This is a genomic window from Lentzea kristufekii, assembly GCF_033949925.1.
Lineage (GTDB): Bacteria > Actinomycetota > Actinomycetes > Mycobacteriales > Pseudonocardiaceae > Lentzea > Lentzea kristufekii.
Map to the genome: position 1 here is coordinate 26,197 of NZ_JAXAVV010000017.1, position 20,717 is coordinate 46,913.

General features: G+C 68.4%; 20 protein-coding genes. 1 reads left to right on the top strand and 19 read right to left on the bottom strand.

The features are described 5' to 3' along the window. Position 1: 1 nt before the first annotated feature. Genes SK571_RS30355 through SK571_RS30365 form a run of 3 tightly spaced genes read right to left on the bottom strand, consistent with a single transcriptional unit; the run spans position 2 to position 1,947 of the window. The gene (locus tag SK571_RS30355) at positions 2-469 is read right to left on the bottom strand and encodes a hypothetical protein (protein ID WP_319987503.1); all 468 of its coding nucleotides are present in this window, start codon (positions 467-469) and stop codon (positions 2-4) included. A gap of 7 nt (positions 470-476) precedes the next feature. Then, the gene (locus SK571_RS30360; RefSeq protein ID WP_319987504.1) at positions 477-1,352 is read right to left on the bottom strand and encodes an alpha/beta fold hydrolase; all 876 of its coding nucleotides are present in this window, start codon (positions 1,350-1,352) and stop codon (positions 477-479) included. A gap of 13 nt (positions 1,353-1,365) precedes the next feature. Next, complete coding sequence (locus tag SK571_RS30365) at positions 1,366-1,947, bottom strand: TetR/AcrR family transcriptional regulator (RefSeq protein ID WP_319987505.1); 582 nt, start codon at positions 1,945-1,947, stop codon at positions 1,366-1,368. Positions 1,948-1,989: 42 nt separating this feature from the next. On the opposite strand from SK571_RS30365, the gene SK571_RS30370 reads away from it, so the two are divergent. Further along, entirely contained in the window at positions 1,990-3,417 is a 1,428-nt protein-coding gene (locus SK571_RS30370; protein ID WP_319987506.1) for a molybdopterin-dependent oxidoreductase, read from the top strand. Here SK571_RS30370 and pcaB read toward each other — a convergent pair. From pcaB to SK571_RS30450, 16 genes are all read right to left on the bottom strand, one after another. Next, a complete protein-coding gene (gene pcaB, locus SK571_RS30375) occupies positions 3,404-4,786 on the bottom strand; it encodes a 3-carboxy-cis,cis-muconate cycloisomerase (protein ID WP_319987507.1) in 1,383 nt (460 codons plus the stop codon). The genes SK571_RS30370 and pcaB overlap by 14 nt on opposite strands. Further along, positions 4,783-6,717: an FAD/NAD(P)-binding protein gene (locus tag SK571_RS30380; RefSeq protein WP_319987508.1), complete on the bottom strand. Its 1,935-nt coding sequence runs from the start codon at positions 6,715-6,717 to the stop codon at positions 4,783-4,785. Before SK571_RS30380 ends, pcaB begins: the two co-directional genes overlap by 4 nt. 31 nt (positions 6,718-6,748) lie before the next feature. Further along, complete coding sequence (locus SK571_RS30385) at positions 6,749-8,422, bottom strand: class I adenylate-forming enzyme family protein (RefSeq protein ID WP_319987509.1); 1,674 nt, start codon at positions 8,420-8,422, stop codon at positions 6,749-6,751. Between the two features lie 11 nt (positions 8,423-8,433). Beyond that, positions 8,434-8,940: a flavin reductase family protein gene (locus SK571_RS30390; protein WP_319987510.1), complete on the bottom strand. Its 507-nt coding sequence runs from the start codon at positions 8,938-8,940 to the stop codon at positions 8,434-8,436. A 9-nt stretch (positions 8,941-8,949) separates the two neighbouring features. Then, positions 8,950-9,426 (bottom strand): type II toxin-antitoxin system RatA family toxin, encoded by a 477-nt coding sequence (locus tag SK571_RS30395; protein WP_319987511.1) that lies wholly within the window; start codon positions 9,424-9,426, stop codon positions 8,950-8,952. A 2-nt stretch (positions 9,427-9,428) separates the two neighbouring features. Further along, positions 9,429-10,691, bottom strand: a complete 1,263-nt coding sequence (locus SK571_RS30400) for an aspartate aminotransferase family protein (protein WP_319987512.1) — start codon at positions 10,689-10,691, stop codon at positions 9,429-9,431. Then, positions 10,688-11,716, bottom strand: a complete 1,029-nt coding sequence (locus SK571_RS30405; protein ID WP_319987513.1) for an SDR family oxidoreductase — start codon at positions 11,714-11,716, stop codon at positions 10,688-10,690. Before SK571_RS30405 ends, SK571_RS30400 begins: the two co-directional genes overlap by 4 nt. 27 nt (positions 11,717-11,743) lie before the next feature. Then, on the bottom strand, positions 11,744-12,862 hold the full coding sequence (locus tag SK571_RS30410) for an acyl-CoA dehydrogenase family protein (RefSeq protein WP_319987514.1): 1,119 nt from the start codon (positions 12,860-12,862) through the stop codon (positions 11,744-11,746). Between the two features lie 69 nt (positions 12,863-12,931). Beyond that, positions 12,932-13,789 carry a sensor histidine kinase gene (locus tag SK571_RS30415; RefSeq protein WP_319987515.1) on the bottom strand — a complete coding sequence of 286 codons (858 nt, stop codon included), beginning with the start codon at positions 13,787-13,789 and terminating at the stop codon, positions 12,932-12,934. Between the two features lie 17 nt (positions 13,790-13,806). After that, complete coding sequence (locus SK571_RS30420) at positions 13,807-14,502, bottom strand: response regulator transcription factor (protein ID WP_319987516.1); 696 nt, start codon at positions 14,500-14,502, stop codon at positions 13,807-13,809. Between the two features lie 157 nt (positions 14,503-14,659). Further along, positions 14,660-16,924: an MMPL family transporter gene (locus SK571_RS30425; RefSeq protein WP_319987517.1), complete on the bottom strand. Its 2,265-nt coding sequence runs from the start codon at positions 16,922-16,924 to the stop codon at positions 14,660-14,662. A 123-nt stretch (positions 16,925-17,047) separates the two neighbouring features. Continuing rightward, a complete protein-coding gene (locus SK571_RS30430) occupies positions 17,048-17,875 on the bottom strand; it encodes a helix-turn-helix transcriptional regulator (protein ID WP_319987518.1) in 828 nt (275 codons plus the stop codon). Between the two features lie 59 nt (positions 17,876-17,934). Further along, positions 17,935-18,414 carry a MaoC family dehydratase gene (locus tag SK571_RS30435; RefSeq protein ID WP_319987519.1) on the bottom strand — a complete coding sequence of 160 codons (480 nt, stop codon included), beginning with the start codon at positions 18,412-18,414 and terminating at the stop codon, positions 17,935-17,937. Next, positions 18,411-19,226 (bottom strand): enoyl-ACP reductase FabI, encoded by an 816-nt coding sequence (gene fabI / locus SK571_RS30440; protein WP_319987520.1) that lies wholly within the window; start codon positions 19,224-19,226, stop codon positions 18,411-18,413. The genes SK571_RS30435 and fabI overlap by 4 nt, the downstream gene beginning before the upstream one ends. Before the next feature lie 9 nt (positions 19,227-19,235). Further along, on the bottom strand, positions 19,236-20,465 hold the full coding sequence (locus SK571_RS30445) for a beta-ketoacyl-[acyl-carrier-protein] synthase family protein (protein ID WP_319987521.1): 1,230 nt from the start codon (positions 20,463-20,465) through the stop codon (positions 19,236-19,238). Next, the gene (locus SK571_RS30450; RefSeq protein WP_319987522.1) at positions 20,462-20,704 is read right to left on the bottom strand and encodes an acyl carrier protein; all 243 of its coding nucleotides are present in this window, start codon (positions 20,702-20,704) and stop codon (positions 20,462-20,464) included. Before SK571_RS30450 ends, SK571_RS30445 begins: the two co-directional genes overlap by 4 nt. Positions 20,705-20,717 lie beyond the last annotated feature (13 nt).

Consider the following 20,717-nt stretch of genomic DNA (forward strand, 5'->3'; position numbering starts at 1 on the left):
TCTACGGGCCGAGCAGCTTCACCGATCGAGGTTTGTCAGATCGGTCCTCGGTGTGGTGCCAGGTCACCACAACATGGTCGGCCTGACCGCCATCAAACGTGACGGCCAGGAAAAGCCTGTGCTCGCTGTCAGCCTGGAACTCGTCGAAGTCGACAACCTCGTCCTGGTCACCCATTCCGCCCGTGTCGATGTGCACGCCGTAGGCACTGTCAGTTCCAACGTTCTGGAGCAGATACACGTCGCCGTCATGGTGTTCCAGCACGAAACGCACACGCTTGCGCTCGGATTCCGCCACTTCCTCCGCGCGTCGGGCAGCGTCGACCTCGGCGAGAGCCACCGCGGCGTCAGCCGAACGTTTAGCCTCCTCCGCTGACCTCTCCGCCGCGCGCTTCTGGCCGCGGCCGTACCAAGCGGCCACGCACGCGACGAGCAGGCCGAAGCACGAGATCACGAACGCGGCGACCGTCATCGCAGTATCAAAGCACCTCGCGGCGTTCCGTTGCCGCAAGAAACTCCTCCATCAGCGCGATGAGTTGGCGCGGCTGGTCTTCGGTCACGAACGGGCCGGAGTCCTCGATGATCCGCAGCGTGGCGTTGGGCAGCTTGCCGGCGAGGCGTTCGCCGTGAGCGACAGGAAAGAAGTTCTGCCGCGCCCACGGCAGCAGCGTGGGACGGTCAAACTTGCTCAACCCCTCGGCGGCGTCCAATGTGTAGCGCGTCGAGATCGCACGAACAAGCTGAGCGAAGTCACTGCGCACCAAGCGATCCTCTCGCAGCGGCGCCGTGTAACTGGCCATGATGTCGGCAGGGATCGGGCGGCGAGTGAGCAGGCCGAACGAGATCGGCATGCGCTGGATGAGACGGAACCTCAGTGACTCAGCGAGAAGTTTCAGCCCGGCCGAAGTGCGGCCGGTCAACTGCAGGTGCTTGATCGGCAACGGCAGGAAGTTTTTGAAGGCGTCGCACGGTGTCAGCACCAGGCGGGCAAGGCGATCGGGGTGCCGGGCCGCCACCGCCTGGCACACGGCTCCGCCGGTGTCGTTGCCCACCAACGTGACCTCGTTCAGGTCCAAGGCTTTCAGCGTGCGGTCGACGAGGTCTGCCAAGCCGTAGAGGGAGAAGTCGGTGCCTTCGCGCATCGGGACGCGGTGGCCTCCCAGCGGCCAGTCCGGGGCGATGCAGCGGTAGCGGTCGGCGAAGGCCGGGACGATGTGCCGCCACACGTCGGCGTTGGCGATGATGCCGTGCACGAACACGATCGGCGGTCCTTCGCCGCGTGAGTGGTACCGGATTCGTCCCTCCGGCAGTTCGACCTCTTGGACCGGACCGAGTTCTTGCACGCTGGTGGCCATGGATCTCCTCCGTTCAAGGGTGTTCGGGCAGCACTCCAGGCATCAACAGGTCCAGCAGCGCCTCGGCGGTGCGGTCCGGGAGCCACTGGTGGGCGTCGCGCAGATGGATGTAGGTGCGGGGCACGATGTTGAACAGCAACAGCGCGGTCGTCGCCGGGTCGAGGGTGGCGCGCAGCGAACCGTCGGCGATTCCGTCGTGCAGGAGTCGTTCGAACGGTGCGACGTAGACGTTGCGGGTATCGCCGCCGTCGAGGTGGAAGACCGGGTCTGGCGCGTTGCTCAGTCCAGCCAGCAGGGACAGGTGTTGTTCCACGACCTCGCACGACGCGCGCAACGCGGCTCGCAGGCGTTCCGCGGCGTTGCCCGGTCCGGTCAGCGCCAGCCAGAGCCCGGCCTGCCACGCCTGCGCAGCACCGACCACCAGGGCCTCGACGAGCAGCTCGCGCGTGGCTCCCTTGCGGTACAGGGTGACGCGCGAGATCCCGGCGGCCTGAGCGACCCGCTCCAGGGTGAACTCATGCCAGCCGTGCTCCGCGATCACCTTGGCGGCCGCGGCGAGCACAGCGTCATCGAGTAGCTGTGATCGTTCATTCATGTAGCGGTCGCGCCTCCCATTTGAAACACCTATGTTGCAACTATGAGACGCGAGCGTACATCGGGCAACCGGGGGTTCGTAGCGGCGCTGTCGGGTCTGGCGGCGGCGGAGACGGTCGCCGCCCTGCTGAGATCGCGGTCTCCACTTGACGCCATCAGCCAGTTCGTCGTCGATCACAGTCCTCGTCCGCTGGTCGAACCCATCGTGCGGCTGCTGAAGGAATCCGACAAACCGGTGATCCGGGGGACGGTGGTGGCAGCGGTCGTGGCGCTGGGCGGTGCCCTCGGGCGCCTGCCTCGTGATGCGAAGCGCGACCTCGCGGTCGTGAGTGCGGTGGCGGCCACGGGCTGGTACCTGACCCGGCGACGAGCAACACCGGAGCAGCGAGCGTCAGTGGCCACGGCGGCGGTTGGTTTGGGCGCTGTGAGCACGTTGGCCACGCTCAGGACGCGAACCAGAGCCGCTCTTCCGGTCAGCGCCATGGTGATCGCGGGAACGTTGGCCGCTCAATGGCACCTGCGCGAAGAGGTCGCGTGCGTCGGCAAGCCGTTGTTCGCCATCAATCCCTTGCCACCGGCCGTTGACGGCGCTGAAGACTGGCCTGGGGTGGCGCCGCTCATCACTCCGGTCGACGAGTTCTACGTGACCGACGCCAACATGCGGCCACCGATCATCGACGTGGACGGCTGGCGACTCTCCGTCACCGGCGAGGTGGAGAACGAGCTGTCACTCCGCCACGACGATCTGATCGAGGCCGGGCTGGTCGAGTTCGACGCCGCGATGGTCTGCGTGCACAACAGGTTGGGCTGGGACCGGCTGGGCAACGGCCGTTGGCTCGGTGTCCCGTTCGCCAGAATCCTCGACGAGGCCGCGCCGACGACGCGCGACGGACACCTCGTCACGCAGGCGGTGGACGGCTGGGACTGCAGCATCCCGTTGGACGAAGTGCGCCACGGCTATGTCGTGCTAGGACTGAACGGCCGGACGCTGACCGCCGAGCACGGCTTTCCGGCGCGAGTTTTCGTTCCCGGCCTCTACGGGCAGTACACCGGCGCGAAGTGGGTGACCAGCCTGCGAATCCAGACCGCACCCAACCCGGACTACTGGCACGCACGCGGATGGACGCGCGGGCCGTTGCACATCCGGCCGCTGTCCCGCATCGACCATCCGCAGCGCCGCACCAAGGCGGGCTCCGTTCAGGTGACTGGTGTCGCCTGGGCTCCGCCCGACGGAGTGAAAGCAGTGGAGGTCGCCGTGGACGGCCAGGACTGGCAGCCCGCGGAACTCGCCGCCGAGCTCGCGCCCGCGTCATGGCGGCGATGGCGGGTTCACCTCGACCTCTCCCCCGGCGTCCACCGCATCAGGGCGCGCTGCACCGCTGCGAACGGAAGCGTGCAGGACTCGGTGCCCAGTCCGCCTTTCCCGGTAGGCGCAAGTGGCCATCACACGGTGACGATCACCGCACATTGACCTCCTCGTACCGTTCGAGCACGCGGTCGACGAGCGGACCGGAGGCCCCCAGATAGGCCGACGAGTCGCAGAGGTCAGCCACATCGGGAACCTCGTGACCGCGCGACACCAACAGCTTCGTGAGGATCTCTGGCAGCTCGGCCGGACAGTCGGCCGAGGCAAAGGCGGCCTCCGTCAGCAACGCCTTCGCCTCGCTCCTGCCGAGCAACGGCGTCAGCACCGCGCTGAGCCGCTCGGACACGACCGCTCCACCGGTCAGGGCGAGGTTCGCGAGCATCCGTTCTGGGAAGACGCACAGGCCGTTCGTCAGGTCGGCCGCGTTCCGGGCGGCGCCGGCGGACAGGCGCAGACATTCGCGCAGCGGCTGCCACTCGGCGTGCCAACCACCCGCGGACCGTTCGTCCGGAACCACCATGCTCTGGTGCAGCACCGAGACCAGCTGAGGCACCTGACGTGCGGCAGTGAGAATCGCCGTCACGTAAACAGGATTGCGCTTCTGCGGCATCGCCGACGATGCGCCACGACCTGGCGCCTGCGGTTCGGCCAGCTCGCCGATCTCCGTGCGGGTCAGCACCTCCACGTCGGCCGCGATCTTGCCGAGCACACCGGTCACGGCCGCGAGCGTCGTACCGATGTCGACGATCGGGAGACGGGCGCTGTGCCACGGCACGAGCGGAGCGGTGAGCCCCAGCTCGTCGGCGAACGGTTCGACCAGGTCGAGGCAGTCACCATCGGTGAACTCCTGGTAGGCCGCCAGTGTCCCCGCCGCACCTCCCAGCGAGACCGGAAGTGCGAGCCGGTCCAGCCGGTCGAGCACGTCCATCACCGGATTGAGCCAACCCGCTGCCTTGAGCCCGAGCGTGACGGGCACCGCGTGCTGTGTGAGGGTGCGGCCGGCCATGACGGTGTCGCGGTACGTCCCGGCGAGCCCGGCCAGAGTACTCGCCACGCGAGACAGGTCGGTGTGCACGCGGTCGAGCACGCGACGCGTGACCAGCATCGTGGCCGTGTCCAGGATGTCCTGGCTGGTGCTACCGCGATGGACGTGGTCAGCGGCACGCGGATCGGTCGCAGCCACGATCTTCGTCAGCTGGGACACGAACACGACGGCCGGGTTTCCGGTGGCGCGCACACCGGAAACCAGTCCCTCCCAGTCGAACTGGGTCATGTCCACGGCGGCCGCGATCGCACCGGGCACGTCGGGCGGCACCATCCCGACCTTCGCCTGGGCCCGTGCCAGCGCCAGTTCAACCTCGACCATGGCGGCGAGCCACGCCCGGTCGTCGAGCAGGTGTTCCGCGCCGGTGTCAGCCCAGCCGGGCGAGAGAAAGCCCGTGTCCGCGAACAACGTCACTCCTCGGGTGGTCATGCCGTCACCGGCTCGGTGATCATCTGCTCGGCCAGGGAAAGGCTCTGCCGCGCGAGTGCGTCGGCGTCCCCGAGGATGACCGAGTTGACGCCGGGCCGCACGCCGGCCGCCGTCGCCCAGTGCACCGTTTCGGTCGGCACGCCGAACGCGAACCGCCGCGGGTGTGGCCGGCGCGCACCGTCGAGCAGCGCGTACGGCCGACTGGCCACCGCGATTCCGCCGGTCTCGTAGTGGCCGCCATCGCGGTTCGGAATCCTGTTGAGGGAACAGGCTTTCCGCATGAACAGCCGGGAAAGCAACGGATCGGTCGTGCGCCGCGCGTCGATCTCGGGCAGCCTCGCCTCCACCAACGCCCGCGCCCGGTACACCGCATCTGGCACCCGCGGGCTGTACGTGCGGAACCCAAGACCGTCGTCACCGCACTCGACGACCATGTCCCGGCCGAGCACCGTGAGCACGCCCGCCTCGATCAGCGCGATCGCCTCCTCGATGCGGTGCACCGGCGGGCCGATCGAGAGGAACGCGTTGAGCGGCGTGTACCAGCCGTCCAGCTGGTCCCGGTACGAGTCGCCGGTGAGACCACCGTGGTCGACCAGCAGCCGGACCTCGTTGCGAAGGTCCCGCAGCACGTCCAGCGCGGCCTTCAAGGGCCCGCTCACATTGCCGCGTCTGGCTTCCCTCACGTCTTGCCGGAGGTAGGACAGCATCCAGGCGCGATGATCGTCCGGGCCGGTGAACTCAATGCCTCGGTCCGGAAACGCGATCGCGCCCCAGTCCCATCGCGAGTCCTCGTCGAAGCCGTACCGGTGCAGCAGTCCTTCTTCGTCCTCAGTGGACACGAATTCCTGAACGAACTTCGCGGCATCGTCACCGCGTTCCGTAACCAAAGCCGCGTAGTAGACCGACCGCACCTCCCGGTCGACCCAAGGCCAGATGTCCGTGAGGAAGTCGAGCTGCCCGGACGCACGCATGCTGGCAATGCGCTCGTCCGTCAGGAACAACGGCATGTGCCTGCCGAACGGGCCCTTCTGGTTCTCGCCGCGAGCGTGATACGGAATGCCGCGACGAGAGCCGGCGATCAACACCGGCTCCAAACCGGAAGGCTCGTAGCGCAGACCGTGGTCCTCGCGCACGAACACGCCGCCTCGCCCCGCGGTGAGCATGGCGAGGTGGTCGAAGAAGTTGAGGCCCATGCCGCGGAGGATGACCGGCTCCCCCGCGGCGATCGCGTCGAGATCGGCATCGGCCGGATTGCCCGGCTCGACGTAGTGCAGCCCCTCTCGCCGGGCATAGCCGGCGAGACTCTTCTCCGCGGACGTCGACACGACGCCCAGGTGCCCGAGCGCGAGGATCACCGCGTGCAGTCCGGCCAGGTGATCACCGGACTCCAGCATCACCGTCTGCAGCCCGCCCTTGTCGTCCACCAGATCGACGGCCTGATCGGTGTGGCAGACGACGGAGACGTTGGCGGGCGCCGACTTGATCACGTGGTCGAGCACCCAGCGCAGGTAGTGCCCGTAGAACGCCCTGGTGGGATAGGTGTCCGGGCCGAGCCCCAGAGCCTCCTCGCGCACCCACACGGGCAGCCCCGGCAGGAAGAGCGCGACGACGCGCGCCCACTGGTGCAGGCTCGGGCCCGCCACCACGGGACCAGCGCAGTCGACGCTCTCGTCGACGAACATCGTCACCTGGGAGGCGACGGTGTTCATCAACAGGTGCCGCGACTGGTCCGCCCGCCAGACCCTCCCGCCGGAGCCGAGGTGAGGGTCGACGAGGTGGATCTTCACGGAGCGGTCAGGTGTCTGGCCGGCGTTGGCACACAGGCGTTCCAGCACCGAGAGACCGCGCGGTCCGACTCCGACCAGGCCGATCTCGACGGTTTCCCGCACGCCCAGCGGCGCCACGGTGAGTTGAGTGAGATGGATGCTCATCGCGATGGTGTCCCCGTTGCTTCGCGGACGTTTACGTCCAGCGGCCGATGCCGAGCGCGGAAGCACCGTCGAGCAGCTGCTCGCGCAGCTGGACGCGGCGGATCTTCCAGGTCGCCGTGCGGGGGAACTCCTCCCACTTGATCTGGATCGGCTCGGCGAGCGTCGGCAGGTCCGCGGTTGCCCGCTCCCAGTCCGACTTCACGAGCGGCTCGTCGTTCTGCGTGCTCAGCACCGGAACCGGCAGCTGGCCGCCGGACGGGAGGATCACGACCTCGGTGGTCAGCGGCAGCCGGTCGAGCAGCACGTCCTCGAGCTCGATCGCGCTGGCGCCGGGGATGCGGTCGATCTCGCGGTCGACCAGGCGCACCGCGCCGAGCCTGCTCACGACGCCGAGGTCGCCGGTGTTCCACCAGAAGCCGTTGGTCTTGAGCTCGTGGCGGTCCTGCTCACCGACGTAGGCAAGGCAGCGGCCCGGCTGCTTGATCTCGATCAGGCCGACCTGGCCCGCGGGCACCTTCTTGCCGGTCTCCGGGTCGACGGCGCGCGCCTTGCACAGACCGGGGATCGGCCAGCCGAGGACCTGGGTGGGCGGCGGACGGTGACCGCGCTTGGCCACGGACTTCCTGCTGTACGGACGGATCACCATCGCGCCCGCCTCGCTCTGGCTCCACGACTGCACCCAGATCGGGCGCTTGTGGTCGGTGGCGTTCAGGAACGTGCGGATGGTGCGGGTGTGGATCGCGTCGAACGAGTTGACGTAGAGCCGCACGTTGCGCAGCGGCCGCGACGCCTCCTGGGCGAACTGCTCCCAGTACAGGTAGATGTTCGGCAGCGTCTCGACGACGGTCGGGCGGTTGTCGCGGATGAGCTTGAGCGCCTGCTCGGACTGCGGGTCCGACAGCATCAGCATCGTCGGGGTGATCGTGGCCATGGCGAGCATGCCGGTGCTGAGGCGCTGGTGGCAGAACGGATCCGCGAGCGCCATCGTGTCCTCGGCCTCCAGCGCCGCGCCCGGCCACTTCTCAGCCTCGACCAGCGACAGCGCGTGCGCGGTGGTGGCCGAGTGCATGACGAGCTTCGGCACGCCGGTGGTGCCGGAGGTGTGCGTGATGACCATCGGCTCGTCCAGGCCGCGCAGCTTCGGCTTGGCCTTGGCGGCACCGCGCAGGTCGTCGAGGGCGACGACGTCCGTGCGGTCACTGCCGTCGACGACGATCGTCCGCCTCACCAGCGTCGCCAGGGCGTGCTCGTCGAGTCCACACTGGACCAGACGCACCTGGTCGGTGATCAGGAACGGCTGCTGAAGCCTGGCGAGCATCGGCAGCGCGAACTCCGGCGGGTGCGTCCAGGCCAGTTGGGCCGGCACCGCGCCGATCCGCGCGGCAGCGCAGGCCAGCAGTGCGACGTCGAGGTGGTTCGACTTCATGATCGCCACGCGGTCCCACTCGCGGACGCCAGCCTCGTACAGCCAGGCAGCCGCGTCGTCGACCAGCTCGGCCCACCCGGCGTAGGTGCGCTGCAGCGGCCCGCTCGGGTCGATGTCGGCCGGACGGTCCACGGTGACCGTGCGCGAGCCGCCACGAGCGGCGGCCGTCTGCCACACGTCGCCGAGACGCGCGGTGGCGGGAACTCGGGAGAACGGGGTGAGCCTGCGCCGCCCCCAGGTCGGGGCGTAATTGGTGAGGAAGTCGGGCTTGTTCGTCATCGTTCCACCTGTCAACTGGAGGGGTCCTCGGGCGCGAGCCCGCGAAAAGTCCTTCTGTGCCAAAGAAGTGGCTCGCCGTCGCCACCGCCGACCTCTCGCACCAGGCCGGTCAGGATCGTGTGGTCGCCGCTGAGGTGCGCCTCGGCCACTTCGCACACGAACCAGCCAAGCGCGTCGTCGAGCACTGGCACGCCGTCCTGGATCCGGTGCGGCACGCCGTGGTACTTGGTCGTACCGTCCACACGGGACGCGAACCGGGAGGCGATCTCGTCCTGTCCGGCGTGCAGCGCGTTGACGGCGAACGAACCGCTCTCGCGGACCGCAGCGAGCGTGGACGAGCGGTTGTCCAGGCACACCAGCACGATCAGCGGGTCGAGCGACACGGAGCACATCGACGACACCGTGGCGCCGTACAGGCCCTGCGACCCGGTTCCGGTGACGACGCAGACCGCCGCAGGCAGCGCTGCGCAGACGTCCCGGAACCGGCTGCCGTGTTCGACGGGCGCGGTTGAGCGCATCGGCGTCGCCTAACCGACCCTGGCCGGTTCGGACTCGTCGTCCGCGAGGAAGACGACGTGCTCGCCGAGCAGGCCGCGGATGATCGCCTCGATGTTGTCGCGCAACGCGTGCGCGGCGATCGGGTCGATGATCGGTGCGAGGCTGGGCATGCCGAGGTCGAACTCGGCGTCGAAGCGCAGCGTCACGTCCACACCCACCTGCTCGACGCGCCAGCTGCCGCTGAAGCCGACGAAGTCGCCCTTGAGCTGGTCGAACTCCACGGTCCGTTCGATCGGGTCGATGCGGTCGGTCTCCTGCCACCGCATGACGCCGTTGCGGAAGTTGACCGACCAGTCCGACACGACAACACCGTCGGCGATCTGTTCGACCCGGATCTCACGGACCGCGTGGGTGTGGTCGGCGTACCGGGGGAAGTCGCTGATCCGTGCGAACACGAAGTCGGCGTCGGCGGCGGGAACGAGTGTCTCCACACGTACGGCTGGCATGGTCAGGAGGTCCTTTCAAGAGCGGCGGCGGTACCCCGGTGGCGTGCGCCGACCGCCTTGAGGGCGACGACGAACGCGGTGAACAGCCAGTCGAGATCGGCTTCGGTCAGCACGGCCGGCGGGGTCAGCCGGAGCACCGTGCTGGCGTTGAGCGAGTGGTTGACCAGGACGCGCTGCGACAGCAGCTCGAGAGCGAGGTCTCCAGCGATGTGGGCGGTCGGCGCCTCGACACCGATCAGCAGACCCGCTCCCCTGATCTCCAGGCCGAGGTGCGGCACCTCGCGGTCGACGATCGACCGCAGGTTCAGGAGGAGTTGATCGCCGAGCTTGCGAGCCCTGTCGACCAGGCCTTCCTCTGTGATCACCGCGATGGTCGCGGCAGCGGCGGCCATGGCCACCGGCGACGCGGCGAACGTCGAGGTGTGCAGCAACGGGTCCTTGTCGAACGGCGCGTAGATCTCGTCGGTGGTCACCGCGGCGGCCACCGGAATCACGCCACCGCTGAGGTTCTTGCCCACCAGCAGCACGTCCGGCACGACGTCTTCGCGGTCGGCACCCCACCAGGTGCCGAGCCTGCCGAGGCCGGTCTGCACCTCGTCCAGCACGAACAGCGCGCCGTGCTCGGCGCACAGCTGCGCCACCTCACGCAGGTAGCCGGGCGGTGGCAGTACGACGCCGCCCTCCCCCTGGATCGGCTCCAGCACCACGCACGCCCGATTCCCGTGTTCCGCGAGCACGTCCGCGATGGCTGCCGCGTCTCCGTACGGCACATGCAGCACGTCGGGAAGCAGCGGGCGGAACGGGTCCTGGTAGACCGCGCGTGCAGTCAAGCTCAGCGCGCCTGTGGTCTTGCCGTGGTAGCCGTTGGTCGCGGATACGAGCGTCGTTCTGCCTTGTGCGCGAGCGAACTTGATGGCCGCCTCGACGGCTTCAGCGCCGGAGTTGACGAAGTGGACGCGGTCCAGTCCCTCTGGCGTGACAGCGGCGAGTGCCTGCGCGGCGACGGCACCGGTGGGTTCGAGCAGCAGGCGCGTGGCCATCGGGTTGCGCCCGATCTGCTCGATCACCGCGCTCGTGACGACCGGGTGCCGGTGGCCGAGGAGGAACACCCCGTAGCCGCCGCAGTCGAGGTACTCGTGGCCGCTCGCGTGCACTCGGGCGCCTGCGGAGTCCGTCTCCAGGTGGCCGCCGGTGAACTGGGCCAGCCCGGCGCGGCCGCTGCTGAGATGCCGGCGGTAGAGCTCGGGGACGTCCAGCTCGGTCATGCCGCTTCCGTTCCCGGACGCGCGAGGCCCTTTTCCACCGCGAGGTAGCGAACGGACCTGCGGAAGGCTTCGCTCAGCCGCTCCTCGTCGAGCGGCTCCAAGCCTGGGATCTCGCTGCACGGGAAGAAGTCCGCGCCCGCGAACAGAGCGGTCATCGCGAGCATGTCGTCGAACCGGCGGCGCACGCCCTTGGGCAACGGGTCGATGAACACAGGCCGCACCAGCCGGTCCACCATGTCCGGTTCCACCAGCCGCGGCGCAACGAGCGACAACCCGATCCGCTCGGCCTCGTCGGTGACGATGTCGATCATCGCCTGGGTGAACAGCGCGGCCTCGCCTGCCGTGACCCAGTACTCCCCTGCCCGCGTCTCGGTGTCGACCAGCGCGGCGAGTGCGTTCGCCAGGTGGTCCTGGGGCACGAAGTCGATGAGTGCACGCTGGTCGAGCGGCAGCAGCGGCAAGGCGCCCTTGAGCACCGCGAGTGCCAGCGAGTGCAGGCCCTGGAACTTCGAGATGGCGCCGGTAGCGCTGTCTCCGATCACGACCGACGGCCGGACGATCGTCGCCGCTACGCCGCTGTCCCGGACGAGCTGCTCGGCCGCGAGCTTGGAGGCGAGGTAGTCAGCCGGATCGGCGCCACCCTCGTGGGTACGACCGCGAGTCATTCCGTTGCGGGCCACGAACGCCGTGCTCAGGTAGTGCACCGTCGCGTCGGCCCTACGTGCGAGCTCCAGCACGTTCGTCGTGCCCGCCACGTTGAGGCCATCGGTCGCCGCGGCGCCGGCGCCGAAGTCGGTGACGGCCGCGCAATGGACGATGACGTCGACCTCGGTCGCGAGCCGGCGTGCGACCGCCGGGTCGAGACCCAGATCCGGTGCTCCGAGATCACCCCGAATGTGCTCGGAGCCGGGCGGAAGCTGCTTGTGCACCAAGGAGATGACCCGGTGCCCAGCCAGCTTCGGCAGCAGTGCGGTGCCCACGACTCCGGAGGCGCCGGTGAGAAGGATGGTCTGTTGCGATTTCACGAATTCACTCACCTGATGTCTGTCGGGCTACGGGATGCGCAGCGGTTCACCGCGGAGCCGGTCGAGCAACGCGCCGGACATGCGGGCACGGGCGGGCGGGTGGAAGGCCAGGGCACGGCACGCGGAGTTGAGGTAGGCGACGTCCCCCGAGCCGATGAAGGCCATGCCGCCCAACGCCTCCACGCAGCGGCCGGCGACCTGGTCGATCGCGTCCTGGGCGGCGTATCGGACCGCGAGTGCGTCAGCGAGGGAGTCGTGGTCGGGCTCCTGGCTCGCGACGCGTTCCACGGCCAGCATCGCCGCCTGCAACGCGCTCGCCACGTCGGCCCGCACCCGGGCGTCGACCTTCTCGACCTGGAGCACGCGCTCCACCAGCGCCGATGCCGCCCCCAGATAGCTCGCGGTCATCAGCAGCTCGAACCACACGAACCCCACGGTCTGCAGGTGGTCGAGCTGCCCGTCGGACGTCACGCCGGTGCGGACGACCAGTTCCTCAGGCACCTCGACGTCGGTGAGGATCACCTCGTCGCTCTCGGCGCCCGCGAGGATCGGGCTGGTCCAGAAGGGCTTGACCGAGACGCCGGGCGCGTCCGCCGGAACCAGGGCAACGGCGAGCTGCGACGTACCGTCCGGTCCCGGGAGCGACACCGACGCGGTGATGAGGTTCATCGACCGGGCGAGGCTGCACGGCTTCTTGCTGCCGTTCAGGAACACCTTGCCGCCGTCGACACGTGCCACGATCGACGGCGAGAGGATGTGCTGTCCCGTGCGCCCCTCGGCGAACGCCGACGCCAGCAGAAGATTGTCCTTGGCGATCGCCGACAGCAGAAGCCATTCCATCCCGCTGCTCGTGCGGGCGGTCTCGGCCAGCGATGCCACCGAGAAGTGGTGCATCGTGGTGGCGACCGCGACGGACGGAGACCGTGCGCCGAGTGCACGTTGCACGCGCACCATCGTCAGAAGATCGGCGCCGTGGCCGCCGTGCTCAGTGGGCACGAGCAGTGCGGCGCCGCCGTGTTCACGGAACAGGCCGATGCCAGGACCGCCCTGCTGCTCCAGCTCGGCGAGCGGTACGGCCGCCAGAGCGTCGTCCAGTCCCGGGAGCAGGCGCTCCAGCTGGTCTCGTTCGCGTCGCAAGTACTGCATGCCAACAACGTTAGAAACCAGCGGTGCAACGTCTACCCAGGACAGCAACAGTCTTTTGTAAGGGATTGCTTAAACTTCTCTGTCATCCACAATGGACTGAGCTGTGCGCAGAACCAGGACCGCGTCCGTTCCACCACCTGGCGCTGGATTCAGCGCGAGCCAACCATCGCTGGCTCGCGCCAGGCCGGCGGCGATCGACAACCCGAGCCCGGCTCCGTTGGTGTCTCGTCTTTGCGTGCCACGCCAATAACGTTCGCACGCGCGGGCCGCGTCGGCCGGGTTCATACCAGGCCCCTCATCACGGCAGAACAACCGGACCTGATGCAAGGACGACTCCGCGAACAGCACGATCGTCGACCCCACTGGAGAAACCCGCAAAGCGTTGTCGATGAACACATCGAGGATCTGGTCGACGGCAGCGGGCAGAGCAGTGGCCCACAGACCTGTGCACGGCTTGATGAGGAGGTCAACGCCCGCAACGGCTGCTATCGGCCGCCACGAGGCCATCCGATCTTCCAGCACGGCGGCGATGTCCACCGGCTGCCGCGCGTCGACGCGACCTTCTCCCCTGGCCATCGTCATCAGGGCGTTGAGGATCAGGCTCATCCTGTTGGCCTCGCGCAGCGCGCTCTCCATCTTGCCGTGCCCCTCCGGCACGACGTGCGGTTCCAGGTTCTCCAGCCGCAACTGCAACGCCACCAGTGGATTGCGCAGCTGGTGAGAGGCATCGGCTACGAACGACCGCTGGAAGTCGTGCAACTCGACCAGGCGATCGCCCAGTCCGTTGACCGTGATGGCGAGCAAGCCTGATCGCGGGAGCCGCGTCGAGTAGTTGCCTGCGGCGAACTCCGTCAAGGCACCGCGTACCTGACGAAGTTGCCACGCCAGTAAGACCGTTCCCGCGAGGAGTCCGACCAGAACGACCACCAGAACGGTGTGGCTCATCAGGATCCTGTCGACATCGCAGCGGGTACGGCGAGGCGGAAACCCACGCCTCGCACGGAAGTGATCCAGTCGCGGTGACCGAGCTTGGTGCGCAGGGAGCTGACGTGGACGTCGAGCGTGCGGGTCGATCCGTGCCAGTGCGGATCCCAGGCCTCGTTGATCAGGTCTTCCCGGTGCCGCACAGCACCGGGGTCGGCCAGCAACGCCAGCAGGAGGTCGAACTCCCGGCGGGTCAGCGCTATCGATCGGCCGTCCACACTGGCCTTGCGGGTTCTCGGCTCAACCGACAGCGGGCCGAGCTGGATCGGGCTGTCCGGCTGTCCCGGCTCGCTCACGGCGGTCCTCAGGGTCCTTCTGCTGACGGCGTCAATTCTCGCCACCAGCTCACGGGTGCTGAACGGCTTCACCAGGTAGTCGTCCGCGCCGGCCTGCAGCAGCAGTACCCGGTCGATCTCTTCGGTGCGTGCGCTCAGCACCATGATCGGCACCTGCGAGGACTCGCGCAGCCGGTGACAGACCTCCTGGCCGTCCAGGTCCGGCAGGCCCAGGTCGAGCAGGACGAAGTCGGCCTGCTCAGCGGCGTCGACCGCCTGGGAGCCCTGAGTGATGTGGTCGGTGGTGTGCCCGAAACGGACCAGTGCCTCACGCAACGCGTCCGCGACGTGGTCGTCGTCCTCGATGAGCAAGATCCGCACTACGTGGCCCCTTTGCTGGCTGGTGCGGCGCAGATGGGCCGCACCAGCCAGTATCGAAGCGCTGGAGGGGGATTTGTCAGCGCTCGTGAACAAGCGGGTCCGGGACCGGCTCTCCTAGGGGGTCCTTGGGGGAAGGAGAGAGCCGGCCCCGGTTCCGCTACCGCGCTTCCGACAAGCCGAACTTGTTGTGGAAGGCGCGGAGCCATCCCGGCAACCACCAGTTGCCGTCGCCGCACATGCGCATCAGCGCGGGCATGAGCGCACCTCTGATCAGTGTTGCGTCCACGATCACCGCGATCGCGAGCCCGACACCGAGCAGCTTGACCGGAGTCAGCCCCGAGGTCGCGAAGGCGAACAGCACCACCGCGACGATCACCGCGGCCGCCGTCACGAGTCTGCCGACCCGCTCGAGGCCCCACGCGACCGAGGCCACGTTGTCACCGGTGAGCTCGTGGTGCTCCTTGATGCGGGACAACATGAACACCTGGTAGTCCATCGACACACCGAACGCCACGCAGAACATCAGGATCGGCATTCGGATGTTGACGTTGTCCGTGACGATGAAGTCGCCCACCAACCAGCGCAGGTGGCCCTCCTGGAAAATGAAGACCATCGCTCCGAACGTGGCGGTGAGGCTGAGCAGGTTCATGAAGATGGCCTGCAACGGGATCAGCAGGCTGCCGGTGAACAGGAACAGCAGGATGAACGTGGTCACCGCGATGAACAGCAACACCCACGGCAACGCACCGCCGACGTTGACCCGCGCGTCCACCAGTTGCGCGGCCTGACCGCCGACCAACCGGTCCGTGGACGGCGACGGCAGGTCCCGCACCTTCGCCACCAGGTCGCCACCCTGCGGCGAGTACGGCTCGGGCTCCGAGATGATCGACACCCAGGTGCCCACCTGCGCGTCGAACCTCGCCGAACTCGGGTCCGGCGGTGCGACCTGCTCGCCCTTGATGTACGAGCCGGTAGCGGCGTCGACCCTGGTGACGCCGCTGATCTGGGAGAGCTTGGTGGCGTAGTCGCCGATCTTCGTGGAATCGGCCTGCGCGGGCACGCCCGGCAGCACCACGGTGAGCGGCGAGTCCTCCTTGCTCGCGTAGTTGTCGCGGATGTATTGCGCGGCAACGTGTGCAGGTGCGTCGGGCGGCAGCACGCGGTCATCCGACTCGCCGAACTTCGCGCCCAGGAACGGCGATCCCACGACGAGCAGCAGCGCCGTCACGATCAGGAAGAACGGCAGCGGCCGCTTCATCACGATCAACGACCAGCGATGCCAGAAGCCACCACTGCCGTCGGTCTGCGCCGCCTTCTTCCGTGACCTGAACAGACCCTGCAGGCTCAGCGCGTCGACCTTGCGTCCCAGCACCGACAGCAGGGCGGGCAGTACGACCACCGCGCCCAGCGCCGCCAGCGCCACGACGGAGATTCCGGCGTAGGCGAACGAGCGCAGGAAGTTCATGGGGAACAACAACAGCGACGACATCGACACCGCGACGGTCAACGCGGAGAAGACGACTGTGCGGCCGGCGGTGCGCACCGTTGTGCCGATCGCTTCCTTCACATCGGATCCGCTCGCCAGCTCCTCTCGGAATCTCGTGAGGATGAAGAGGCTGTAGTCGATGGCGAGGCCGAGCCCGAGCGCGATGGTGATGTTCACGGCGAACACCGACACCGGCACCATCATGTTGAACACCTTCAACATGACGAGCGCGCCGACCACCGCCAGACCACCCACCGCGAGCGGCGTCAGCGCGGCGATGACACCGCGGAACACCAGCAGCAGGATCAGCAACGTGAGGGGCGCGGCGATGAGCTCTGCCCGCACCAGGTCCTCGTCGCTCTGGGTGTTGACCTCGGCCCGGACCTGCGCGACACCGGTCGCCTCGACGGTGAACCCGTCGCGCTTGCCGACGATGTTCGGCACGATGCGCGTGGTCGCCTTGCTGACCTCGTTCTCGTCGCCGGCGAGCCGGACGAGCACCATCGCGGACTTGCTGTCCTCACCGCGAAGTGGCGGCGCGCCGTTCAGGCTCCAGAACGACTCCGCCTGCACCACACCGGGTTCTTTGGCGAGCCGGTCCGTGAGCTCCGTGCCGAACTTGACCGCGGCGGGGTCCTCGACGGAGCCCGGCGTCTTCACCAGGAACACCAGATGTGGTGCTCCTGCCTTGAAGTCCTTGTTCAGGATGTTGTCGGCGCGGGTCGCTTCCGCGTTGGTCGCGGTGATCCCGCCTTCGGACAGGCGTTCCGTGACGTCCGAGCCGAACGGCAGCGCGAGTCCGATCGCGACGACCACGGCGACCAGCACCAGGATCCGGCGCCGGAAGACGCCGTGTCCGATGCGTTCCAGCAGTGAGCGCTTAGCCCCCTTGCTGATGCCGGGCGGCGCCTCCCGCTCCTTCTGGTCCGCTGTCATGTGTTGCTCACTCCTCGGTGAAACTCCTGCGAGCGGGCGAACCTCACCCGATGACAGAAGTCTGCGGGCGCGGCCCGTCCCGAGACTTGTAAGAAACGGCTATACCCACCTGGGGTACGCGCACTATCGAGTACGACTGTGCCGTTCGGGGACGTCCATGCATCCCACGGTCACCTTCTCGCAGTCCTCGCTCGGAGGGTGCGGCGACACCGCCCTGGCGAGCAGGGACGGTGCGAGGCCGAAGGTGCGGCGGGTGACGTTGGTGAGGTGTGCGGAGTCGGTGAAACCCGCGGTGTGCGCGGCCTCGGTCAGCGTGGAGCCGCCGAGCACCGACTCGACGGCGCGCTGCAGCCGCAGCCACAGCACGTACCGGCGGAACGAAAGGCCGATCTCGGACGCGAACAGGTGCCGCAGGCGGCTGTCAGAGATGCCCACGGCGGCGCTCACCTCGGCCAGCGACACCGGACCGCTGATGATCGTCGGCAGGTACTGGATCGCGTCCTCCAGCACCGGATGGCCGACGACACCGGTCACGACCCGGCAGTCCACGCCGAGCGCACCGAAGATCCGGCACACCAGCGCTTCCGGCTCCTGGTCGTCACGGCTGAGCAATGCGGGCGTCAACGTACGAGCGGCATCAGCCCACTCCGCCACCGACGACGAGACGCCGTTGGCGACGAGTTCCCGGCCGGTGGTGCTCTCCGGTTCGAGGTAGAGCATCACCGTGCGCGGGTTGCCCTCGACGATGGCGTGCGGTTCGTTCGCGGGGATCACGGCGGACTGGCAGCGCTGCCGCCGGCCCTCACCGTCCTGGAGCTCGATCTGGCCGTCGGCGACGACGATCTGGATCGCGTGGTGGGCGTGCTCGGCCGCATGACCGACCGCGCCGAGGTAGAGCTGCCACCCCGGCCGGATGACGCCGAACCCACCGCTCCAGGTGCCGTCCGCCATCAGCCTCCCCTGTCCACCCCGGTCGCCGCACGTGGGCACCATTGTGACAGGGGCACACATCAGACGGTCGATTCGTCCGATTCAGCGACGTGTGCGAACGCGCGCACCTGCGCGGTCAACGCCACCTTGCCCGTGTTCTCGACCTCGACGCTGATGCCGAAGACGATCTCGGTGAAGCCGCGGATTCGTGGCGTGACCGACACCAGTTCGGCGGTCGTGCGGATCCGCGTGCCCGCCGTGACCGGCGCCGAGAACCGCAGGCGGTCCATGCCCTTGTTGAGCAGCATGTCCGTGCCGCCGACCTCGACGATCTCGGCGAGCTGGGACACTGCCAGCGAGATGGTCAGCATGCCGTGCGCGACCGTGGCTCCGAACGGTCCTTCCTTCGCCCGCAACTCGTCGACGTGCACCCACTGCGGGTCGACGGTGAGGTCGGCGAAGGTGTTGATCATCTGCTGGTCGACCAGCCACCAGGTGCTGGTTCCCAGCGTCGTGCCGACCTCGGCGATCATCTCGGCGGGTGAGCTGTAGCGCTTCATTCGGTGTTCTCCGTCTTCCGGTTCAGCCAGGTGCCGGACACGCTGGTGGCGATGGCGTGCGCGCCTCCGTCGACGTGGATGAGCTCGCCGGTGACCGACGGCATCCAGTCCGAGAGCAGTGAGCAGACGACCCGGCCGACCGGCTCGGCGTCGCGCACGTCCCAGCCCAGCGGAGCCCGGTCGCCCCAGAGCTCCTCGAGCAGCTTCTGACCTGGCACCGAGCGGGCGGCCACGGTGTGCAACGGGCCGGCCGCGACCAGGTTGACCCTGGTGCCGTCGCGGCCGAGGTCGTAGGCGAGGTAGCGGTTGCAGCTCTCCAGCCCCGCCTTGGCCACGCCCATCCAGTCGTAGCCGGGCCACACTTGGCGGGCGTCGAAGTCGATGCCCACCAGTGACCCGCTGCCGGACTTGGCGAGCAACGGGCCGAATGCGCCGCCAAGCGTGGCGAAGGAGTAGGTGGAGATCTGCAACGCCGTGGCGACGTCCTCCCACGACGCGGTGAGGAAGCCGCCGCCGAGCGCGGTGGCGGGCGCGAACCCGATGGCGTGCACGACGCCGTCCACCGCGCCCCACCGCTGTTCCAGGTCGGCGACGACGGCGTCGACCTGGTCCCGCTCGGTCACGTCCATCTCCAGGACGTCGCACGGCTGCGGCAGCCGGTCCGCGGTGAGCTTCGTGAGCCGCAGCGCCTTGCCGTGCCCGGTGAGCACGACCTCCGCACCAGCCTGCTGAGCCATCCGCGCGACCGCGTACCCGATGGAGTCCTCGGTGAGGACGCCGGTCACGAGGATCCGTTTGTCCTTGAGCAGCATGGTGTTCCCCTACTTGGTGAACACGACGACGGCGTTGGCGCCGCCGAAGCCGAACGAGTTGTTGATGGCGACGTTCACCGGCATCCGGCGCGGTTCGCCGGTGACGACGTCCAGTTCGATCTGCGGGTCCTGGTTCACCAGGTTCGCCGTGGCGGGCACGAGGCCCTGTTCGACCGACAGCACCGCGCACACGGACTCGATCGCGCCGGCGCCGCCCAGGGAGTGGCCGACGCTGCCCTTGACTGACGTGACGACGGGCCGGTCGCCGAAGATCCGGCGCACGACCTTCGCCTCGTTGAGGTCGTTGAGCGGAGTCGAGGTGCCGTGGGCGTTGACGTGGTCGACCTCTTCCGGACTCAGTCCCGCGTCGGCCAGTGCGTTGCGGATGGCGGCTTCGGCGCCGGAGCCGTCCGGTCGCGGTGCGCTGACGTGGAACGCGTCCGAGGTCGAGCCGTAGCCGCTGAGCTTGGCGCGCACGTGAGCGCCACGGGCCAGCGCGTCGTCCAGCCGCTCCAGCACGAGCACGCCCGCACCCTCGGAGGCGACGAAACCGTCGCGGTCGACGTCGAACGGCCGGGAGGCGGCCGCAGGGTCGTCGCACCGGGTCGACATCGCACCCATGCGGGCGAAGCCGGCGGTGATGAGCGGGCTGAGCGCCGACTCCGAACCGCCCGCGATCACCACGTCGCAGATGCCCTTCTGCAACAGGTCGCGAGCCGTGCCCAACGCCGTGACGCCGGAAGCGCAGGCCGAGGACACGCTCCAGCTCGGGCCGCGTGCGCCGCAGTCCATCGAGACGAACCCGGTGGAGCCGCCCTGCCCGATCATCGGGATGAGCATGGGCGTCACAGCGGACACCCCATCCTTGCGCAACGCCGTGAGCTGGGCCTCGTACGTCGGCGTTCCGCCGAGCGCGTTGCCCATGATCACGCTGACCCTGGCGCCGTCCCACGTGGCCGGGTCCAGCTTCGCGTCGGCGACGGCTTCCCGTGCCGCATAGAGCGCCAGGTGGGTGAAGCGCTCCTGGCGCCACGCGCTGCGGCGGTCCAGCAGTTCGGCCGCGTTGAAGTCCGGCACCCGGCAGCTGAAGTCCACCGGCAGCCCGATCCCGGACAGGCCGGGATCGGTCGTCGCGGTGGACTCGCCGCGCAGGATGCGTTCCCAGGAGGCCTGGACGCCGATTCCCGCCGAGGTGACCAGGCCGACCCCGGTCACCGCGACGTCGAAGGTCCCGCTCATCCGGCCACCCCGACCTTGTCCTCGATCAGGTTGACGACCTTGGCGATGGTGTCACTGGGCGAGACGTCCTCTTCGCTGATCTTGATGCCGAACTCCTTCTCGGTGACCATGCCCAGCTCGATCAGGGCCAGCGAGTCGAGGTCGAGGTCGGTCAGCTTCGAGTCGGTGCTGACCTCGCCCTCGGTGATGCCGAAGCGCGAGACGAGCACGGCGGTGAGGCGTTCGATGGTCGTTGACATGGTGGTCACCCTC

Bases quoted from the DNA above. Each gene is read 5' to 3' on its own strand.
- SK571_RS30355 (WP_319987503.1), bottom strand. From the start codon at position 469: ATGACGGTCGCCGCGTTCGTGATCTCGTGCTTCGGCCTGCTCGTCGCG.
- SK571_RS30360 (WP_319987504.1), bottom strand. From the start codon at position 1,352: ATGGCCACCAGCGTGCAAGAACTCGGTCCGGTCCAAGAGGTCGAACTG.
- SK571_RS30365 (WP_319987505.1), bottom strand. From the start codon at position 1,947: ATGAATGAACGATCACAGCTACTCGATGACGCTGTGCTCGCCGCGGCC.
- SK571_RS30370 (WP_319987506.1), top strand. From the start codon at position 1,990: ATGAGACGCGAGCGTACATCGGGCAACCGGGGGTTCGTAGCGGCGCTG.
- pcaB (WP_319987507.1), bottom strand. From the start codon at position 4,786: ATGACCACCCGAGGAGTGACGTTGTTCGCGGACACGGGCTTTCTCTCG.
- SK571_RS30380 (WP_319987508.1), bottom strand. From the start codon at position 6,717: ATGAGCATCCATCTCACTCAACTCACCGTGGCGCCGCTGGGCGTGCGG.
- SK571_RS30385 (WP_319987509.1), bottom strand. From the start codon at position 8,422: ATGACGAACAAGCCCGACTTCCTCACCAATTACGCCCCGACCTGGGGG.
- SK571_RS30390 (WP_319987510.1), bottom strand. From the start codon at position 8,940: ATGCGCTCAACCGCGCCCGTCGAACACGGCAGCCGGTTCCGGGACGTC.
- SK571_RS30395 (WP_319987511.1), bottom strand. From the start codon at position 9,426: ATGCCAGCCGTACGTGTGGAGACACTCGTTCCCGCCGCCGACGCCGAC.
- SK571_RS30400 (WP_319987512.1), bottom strand. From the start codon at position 10,691: ATGACCGAGCTGGACGTCCCCGAGCTCTACCGCCGGCATCTCAGCAGC.
- SK571_RS30410 (WP_319987514.1), bottom strand. From the start codon at position 12,862: ATGCAGTACTTGCGACGCGAACGAGACCAGCTGGAGCGCCTGCTCCCG.
- SK571_RS30425 (WP_319987517.1), bottom strand. From the start codon at position 16,924: ATGACAGCGGACCAGAAGGAGCGGGAGGCGCCGCCCGGCATCAGCAAG.
- SK571_RS30430 (WP_319987518.1), bottom strand. From the start codon at position 17,875: ATGGCGGACGGCACCTGGAGCGGTGGGTTCGGCGTCATCCGGCCGGGG.
- SK571_RS30435 (WP_319987519.1), bottom strand. From the start codon at position 18,414: ATGAAGCGCTACAGCTCACCCGCCGAGATGATCGCCGAGGTCGGCACG.
- fabI (WP_319987520.1), bottom strand. From the start codon at position 19,226: ATGCTGCTCAAGGACAAACGGATCCTCGTGACCGGCGTCCTCACCGAG.
- SK571_RS30445 (WP_319987521.1), bottom strand. From the start codon at position 20,465: ATGAGCGGGACCTTCGACGTCGCGGTGACCGGGGTCGGCCTGGTCACC.
- SK571_RS30450 (WP_319987522.1), bottom strand. From the start codon at position 20,704: ATGTCAACGACCATCGAACGCCTCACCGCCGTGCTCGTCTCGCGCTTC.